Here is a 6,617-nt window from a genome sequence, read left to right as displayed (position 1 = left end):
GGACCTTCAGATACAGTTCCACGGTAAAAATGCCCCCGCCCTCCCTGCTGCCAGAAAGGGCAAAACTGGCAGAGTTTTACTCCGCCGGCAGCGGGACTATCCCGCCGCTACCGTGGCTCACTTTCCTACCGCCGTTCTCACAACACGATCAGCTTGAAGCTCCGCCTGCTCGGCGAGCATTTCGGCAAGGCGTCCTTGATCGGGATGAAGGCGGCGTTTTTCCCAGATGAACGGCTCGACCGGCAAACCTCGGGGCTCGTCGAGACGTTGCTGTCGATCTCAGGCAAGGACGGCGTGACGATCCCGCGAAAGCATCAGGCGGACTGGAGGGGCACACTGCCGACCAGGCTGTGGATCGCCTCCAATGTCACCCCCGCTTTCGAGGACTCCAGCAGCGTCATTACCTCGCGGTTCATCGTCTTCCGGCTGGTTCGTAGCTTCATCGACAACGAGGACATCGAGCTTGAGGAAAAGCTGACGCGCGAACTGCCGGGCATCTTCAACTGGGCGCGCGAGGGGCTGGCGATGCTCCGTGAGGACGGTCGGTTTATCCCGCCGGAGGAGACACAAGACATCGTCGAGACGATGGAAGAGCTGTCGCAGCCGCTTGTCGGGTTCGCGCGGCAGTACCTTGAATTTGCGCCCGTCGCCTCTGATCGGGATGAGCTGTACGGCGCCTACAACAGTTGGGCGAAGCTGTCGGGGCATAAGCCGCTCAGCAAGACCAAGTTCGGCACGGACCTGCAGGACTTGTTCGCCGAACGCGGGGTCAGGCTGCACCGGCCCGGCGCAAAGGGCGATCAATACTATGTGCTTGAAGGTGTGCGGCTGCGGCCTGGTGCGGTGACCGAGCTTCAGGTCCCGGACAACGGTGACCTGATGTCCCTCCGGGTCGTCCGGCTCGCGGATAGGAGGAAGTCGAAATGACGGCGCCCTCCTCGGTATCTCGCGGGTATCTGGACGGTATCTCAGTGCGCCCGCAACCTAACCCATTGAGAAAGCAGGTGATATCTCGGTATCTGAGATATCCCGGCATTCGGCCACATTGTTTTCCTACAATGAAATCAAGGGTACGCGCATCTCAAATCTTCCTCGGTATCCGAGATACCGGGAATATCGATGGGCGGGGCTTTCCGATTACCGGACCCCGCTTTCTGAACCAGCAGCACTTTGAGAGGACTGTGCAATGACGAGCTTAAATACCAAGATCCGTAATGCGGAAGAGCATCTCTCCGCATTGCAGGCCGAACTGGCCGATGCCGCCCTGGCCGATGACGAAGCCGGGGTCGAGCGGCTTGAAGCCGAACTTGCCCGCGCAGAACAGCGGTCACGCACGCTTCAGCGCGCGAGGCAGGAAGACGACCGGCGAAAGGCACAGAAGCTTGCTGCCGACCGTGCCGCTGCCCGCACTACGCAAATCAACACCGCTGCTCGCCGGCATCGGGAGGTTGTGAAGGCGGCGAAGCGCTACAGCGAGGCGATTGAAGCCGCTACCCAGGCATGGCACGACTGGCAGGCCGCGAATGACGCGTTCGTCTCTGTCCTGCCACCCGACGGCAAGACGCCGGACGCTCTTGTTAACGCGCTTGCTGGCGGTCACCCCATGCGACACGCAGCGGAGGACGAAGCCTACCGCATCGGTGGCGTAATAGCTGGGGCGCCGAACCCCGAAGCGCGGCTTCCGGGCGTGCAGCTCCGCCCCTTCGATGTGCCGAGCGAGATGACACCGCTGTCCGACAAAGTGTCGGCGGCAGGCAAGGCGTTGCTGGCCCAGCTTCGGCAGCGGCAGCAATGAGCACCGTCATCCTCACCGCGATCATCGCTTTGGCGCGTCGGAACCGCCGTTCCGAAAGCGCAGCTGCCCGCACCAACCCCAGCAACGGAAGGGACATTGAGCCATGAGTTACGAGATCAAGGACTACGGACGGCTTGCCTCACCGCCTGACCCGAACAGGATCGTCCCTCCCGCTTACGACAGTGCGTCACGCACAGCCGTTCGGACGATCGTAGCCAACAAGTACGCGGAGGGTTCCACAGCCACCGGGCCGGGCTCGGATAGTACTACGGACGCCGCGCAACCCGAGATGCGCATCACACCGCCTCCAGGCGGCTTCGTGAGCAGCCAGGACGCGGAGGATCACGGGCTTGCGGCGCGGCTACTCGCTAACGCCCAGGCACTCGGCGATGACAGCATGGCGGGCAAGCTGGCGGAGGCCGGTTTCGACGTGCGGCCTGTTGGCGAGCAACCGAGATCGGCAGAAGCCATGTTCGCCGCCAGCAACAATCCTGCCGACTACGACGTAGGGCCGGCACTTCGCGGTTAGCGTCCACGCTCGTGGTGGAAATTCGGCGGTGAGCGCGCGCGGGGCGGAATGCCCCCTCACATAGAGCCCGGCGCGCGCGTGAGCGAAAGGTGGTCACCGGGAAGGTGCGCTAAGGTGGAATTGCGAAGACCCACCCGAACCCACCGAGGACCCGATGACCGAAGAGAGAATGGCGCTTGTCGAGCTGCTGCAGAAGAGCGGCGAGTCTGATTTCCTGCGAACAGTGGCGGAAGCGGTGCTGCAGATCCTGATGGAGGCCGATGTCGAAGGGCTGATCGGTGCCGGCCGGCACGAACGCAGCGCCGAGCGGCTCAACTATCGCAACGGTTATCGCGACCGCGCGCTCGAGACCCGGCTGGGGAGCTTGAACCTGCGCATCCCCAAGCTGCGCCAGGGCTCCTATTTCCCGCCGTTCCTGGAGCCGCGCAAGACCGCCGAGAAGGCGCTGGTGACGGTGATCCAGGAAGCCTGGATCGGCGGGGTGTCGACCCGACGGGTCGACGAGCTGGTGCAGGCCATGGGCCTGTCCGGCATCTCGAAAAGCCAAGTTTCCAAGCTGTGCAGGGAGATCGACGAGCGGGTCAACGCCTTCCTCGATCGACCGCTCGATGGCGAGTGGCCATATCTGTGGCTCGACGCCACCTACCTGAAAGAGCGCGACGGCGGCCGCATCGTGTCGGTGGCGGCGATAATCGCCATGGCGGTCTCCACCGACGGCCGGCGCGAGATCATCGGCCTCGGCATCGGTCCTTCGGAGGCCGAGCCGTTCTGGTCCGCCTTCCTGAAGCGCCTGGTCAAGCGCGGGCTGAAGGGCGTCAAGCTGGTGATCTCCGATGCGCATGACGGCTTGCACCACGCGATCACCCGCGTGCTCGGGGCTACCTGGCAACGCTGCCGGGTGCATTGGATGCGCAACGCCTTGGCCTATGTGCCGAAGAGCCAGCACACGATGGTCGCCGCTGCGATCCGCCAGGCGTTCCTGCAGCCCGACGCCGCGGCCGCCCATCAGACCTGGCGGCATGTCGCCGACCAGCTCCGACCGCGCTGGCCCAAGCTCGCCGCTTTGATGGACGACAGCGAACACGATGTGCTCGCCTACATGACCTTCCCATTCCAGCACCGCACCAAATTACACAGCACTAACCCGGTGGAAAGGCTCAACAAGAAGGTCAAGCGGCGGGCAGATGTCGTCGGCATCTTCCCCAACGAGGCCAGCATCACCCGGCTGATCGGGGCCGTCCTACTCGAACAGAACGACGAGTGGCTGCTCCAGTGCCGCTACATGCAGATCGAGGGCATGGCCGAACTCTCACCGCCGCCGATCGACGCCGATCCGGCCAAACTTCCACCCATGGCAGCCTGACCCTTGGCCACCTCAAACTCCACCCCGATTTACACCACCTTGACGGACGTGACCAGTCCGATTCTCGACGCCGAGCTTGGCGTATATCTGCTCGAGATGCTTATCGACTGTCCGCGTGCTGATGCCGAGGATCTCGCTGACGGTGCGGTTCGACTTCCCGCGGGCGATCCAGACGAGAACTTCCGCCTCGCGCGCGGTCAAGCCCAGGGATTGCCGAAGGATTTGATCGTCTCCCGGGGCTTCGGCATCCGTCAGCCGCACGAGGTATTCGTCGGCACCGATCTTGCCGAGATAAGACAGGCTCAATCGTCTACCGTGCGCATTGAGAACAAGGTCCGCGGTGATCGCCGAACCCTCTCCCTTCTCACGTTCTTTGAGCCATGGCGCCACGGCCATGGGCAGGCGGATCTCCGCCGCTTCCATAGTCCCACTGCCCGCTTCCGAGAAAGACTGGTTGAGCAGTCGCGCTGCCTGCGGCGTGTACCACCGCACTGCACCCTCGGCCGTCGTCGCAAGCAGAAAGCGTCCGGCAGTATCGAGCGCGAGCCGGGCGCTTTGCGTCAGCCGAGCGTTGGCAAGATGCACGCGCATCCTGGCGATGAGCTCGTCGATGACGATGGGCTTCGTGACGTAGTCGACACCCCCCGCGTCGAGGCCCCGAACGATGTGCTCGGTGTCGCTGAGCCCCGTCATGAAAATGACGGGCACATGCGCGATGTCGGGAAGCCTCTTCAGCCGCCGGCATGTCTGGAACCCATCAATCCCCGGCATCACGGCATCCAGCAGGATGATGCTGGGGGTGACCCGCTCGACGACAGCCAGCGCACCCTCCCCGTCGATCGCCACCAGGACTGAGAACCCGGCCTGTTTCAGCGTCGTGGCGAGAAAGCCCAATGTTTCCGACGAATCATCGACGACGAGAACGATGTCGCGATCCGCTGTTTCAGGCATCGTGCCGCAGTTCTTCGAGCACTTTCATCAGACCGCGGAGCTCGAAGCTGCGCACGAGCGGGCGCAGCCGAGCGACGATAGGGCAATCCTGGCCATCTTCGTCCTCGATCTCCAGCAGCTTGGCATCGACCGCGTCGATATCGCCGCGCCTGCCGAGTTCGAGCAGCGCATCGAGGTGATGGCGCGCCGGCAACCGACCCGCGTCTACCGCGTCTGGTGCCATGACTGGGGCCGCAAGGGGGACGGTGACCCGCGCCGTGGCGCCGATGCCGCTCGGCTCGAGAGCGGGCAATTCCGGCGGCAGCAAAAGCGGCCGCGTCTGGGGCGGCTCATAGATCCACTCAAGCCGCAGAACGGATTCGATGCGCTCCAACAGGCGCTCAACGTCGATCGGCTTCAGCAGGAAGCCGTCGAGCAGCGAGGCGGTCTCGCCGGCCGGCGCGTCATCGCGGATGTTGGCGGAAACCATCAGGATGCGGGTGCGCTCGTTGCCGCGACCGCGCAGCCGTCGCGCCACCTCCCAGCCGTCGAGGATCGGCATCGAGATGTCGAGCAGGACAAGTTCCGGCTGGCATTCGTCGAAGCGTTCGATGCAGGCCGCCCCGTGTTCGGCGCTGAACATGATGAAACCGAGGGGCGTCAGCAATTCGCGCATCATGTCGATATGCGTGGGATCGTCGTCAGCCACCAGCACTCTGATCCGCTTGCCGCGATAGCCGCGGATCTCGCGTTGCGGCGATGGCGCGGTTCCGCCTTGAACCGGCTCGAACAGGAACAGCTTGACCTGAAAGATGCTGCCCTTTCCGACTTCGCTGGTGACCGAGATCTTGCCTCCCATGATCTCGGTCAGCATCTTGGTCGTCGTCAGGCCGAGGCCCATCCCCGGTGCGGCCTGCGCCAAGTGCAGCCGGCTTCGCTCGAACGGCTCGAATACGCGTTCCAGATCCTCCGCCGGGATCCCGATGCCGGTGTCCTCAACCTCAAAAACGGCAATCTGGTTGCGGTAACAGACCCGTAGCGTAACTTTGCCGCGTTCGGTGTATTTGAGCGCATTGGACAGCAGATTGATCAGGATCTCGGTGCATAACGCAGCGAGTAGTCCTCCAATACCGGATTGTTCACCAACGCATTGTAAGATCGGCGAGGTGCCTTTTCAGGCGTCGCTATCGTCACCATCGCAACTCTCCCATGGTAGCCGGAGCAGGACAGGTCATGACTGCATGGGTCCGCAGCTGCAGGACGGGCCCCGCTGCGGCGCCGAAGCGTGTCACTCGGTAGCGATCGTAGGTAACGATAAAAATTAGGGATAGCGGCGGATCAACGTATTGTGCATCGCAGCATTACGTAGATGACGGCCATCTCTGATGACGCGCTGTCCCACCCGGTGGCTGCGCAGGGCATTGTCGCGGAACCGGCTCCCACAGGGGCGGCAGGCGGGATAGCCCCGCGGCATGACCTCGCTCTCCTACCGCGGCCACTGCGTTTCGGCGCCGATTGGCCAGCCCCCAATCGGTGGTCCAGGTTGAATGTTAGTGGATGTGGGTTTGTGACACCACCGTATGGTTGGGCGAGCGCTCGCCCACGGCAGGAGGATGCCGCTGCGGGGGATGACCGCCTCGGGCCTCGGGCGCGGGCGACCGCACGGTGTTGTCGTGGACGCGCCACGCCTCGATCAGCACCTGCGCTTCGCGCAGGGTGAAGAAGATTTCGCCGTTGAGCCGCTCGTCACGCAGCTTGCCGTCGAAGCCCTCGCAACAGCCGTTCTCCCACGGGCTGCCGGGCTCGATAGAGGCGGTCTCGGTGCCGGCAGTGGCGATCCAGGCCGGCGGGGCGGCGGCGATGAATTCGGGGCCGTTGTCGGAGCGACTGTCGCTCGGCGGCCCACGCAAGATCATCAGCAGGTCCTCAGACCCACTCTACGGATGGACCACTCCTCGGCGGGCAAACCACCCTCGCCAGACGGGCAGGTAAGATTACAG

The 6,617-nt window shown here is 63.7% G+C and carries 6 protein-coding genes and 1 pseudogene; 4 read left to right on the top strand and 3 right to left on the bottom strand.

Going from position 1 to position 6,617, the window contains the following annotated elements; genetic code table 11:
* Window positions 1–153 precede the first annotated feature (153 nt).
* The 4 genes from AC32QD_RS15935 to AC32QD_RS15920 all read left to right on the top strand — a co-directional run bounded on the left by AC32QD_RS15935 (window position 154) and on the right by AC32QD_RS15920 (window position 3,687).
* The gene (locus AC32QD_RS15935) at window positions 154–927 is read left to right on the top strand and encodes a primase-like DNA-binding domain-containing protein (RefSeq protein ID WP_492011492.1); all 774 of its coding nucleotides are present in this window, start codon (window positions 154–156) and stop codon (window positions 925–927) included.
* Between the two features lie 259 nt (window positions 928–1,186).
* The gene (locus AC32QD_RS15930) at window positions 1,187–1,795 is read left to right on the top strand and encodes a hypothetical protein (protein ID WP_492011491.1); all 609 of its coding nucleotides are present in this window, start codon (window positions 1,187–1,189) and stop codon (window positions 1,793–1,795) included.
* Window positions 1,796–1,898: 103 nt separating this feature from the next.
* Complete coding sequence (locus tag AC32QD_RS15925; RefSeq protein WP_492011490.1) at window positions 1,899–2,324, top strand: hypothetical protein; 426 nt, start codon at window positions 1,899–1,901, stop codon at window positions 2,322–2,324.
* Between the two features lie 154 nt (window positions 2,325–2,478).
* Window positions 2,479–3,687 (top strand): IS256 family transposase, encoded by a 1,209-nt coding sequence (locus tag AC32QD_RS15920; RefSeq protein ID WP_492011489.1) that lies wholly within the window; start codon window positions 2,479–2,481, stop codon window positions 3,685–3,687.
* 12 nt (window positions 3,688–3,699) lie between these two features.
* On the opposite strand, the gene AC32QD_RS15915 is transcribed toward AC32QD_RS15920, so the two are convergent.
* From AC32QD_RS15915 to AC32QD_RS15905, 3 genes and pseudogenes are all read right to left on the bottom strand, one after another.
* Window positions 3,700–4,638: a response regulator gene (locus AC32QD_RS15915; RefSeq protein ID WP_492011488.1), complete on the bottom strand. Its 939-nt coding sequence runs from the start codon at window positions 4,636–4,638 to the stop codon at window positions 3,700–3,702.
* On the bottom strand, window positions 4,631–5,707 hold the full coding sequence (locus AC32QD_RS15910) for an ATP-binding protein (protein ID WP_492011493.1): 1,077 nt from the start codon (window positions 5,705–5,707) through the stop codon (window positions 4,631–4,633). Before AC32QD_RS15910 ends, AC32QD_RS15915 begins: the two co-directional genes overlap by 8 nt.
* Window positions 5,708–6,167: 460 nt before the next feature.
* Window positions 6,168–6,536 (bottom strand): annotated as a pseudogene (locus AC32QD_RS15905) (integrase core domain-containing protein); the annotation flags it as partial.
* Between the last annotated feature and the right edge of the window lie 81 nt (window positions 6,537–6,617).

It is taken from the genome of Thermohalobaculum sp. (genome assembly GCF_058622915.1).
This window is presented reverse-complemented; position numbering and strand designations above follow the sequence as displayed.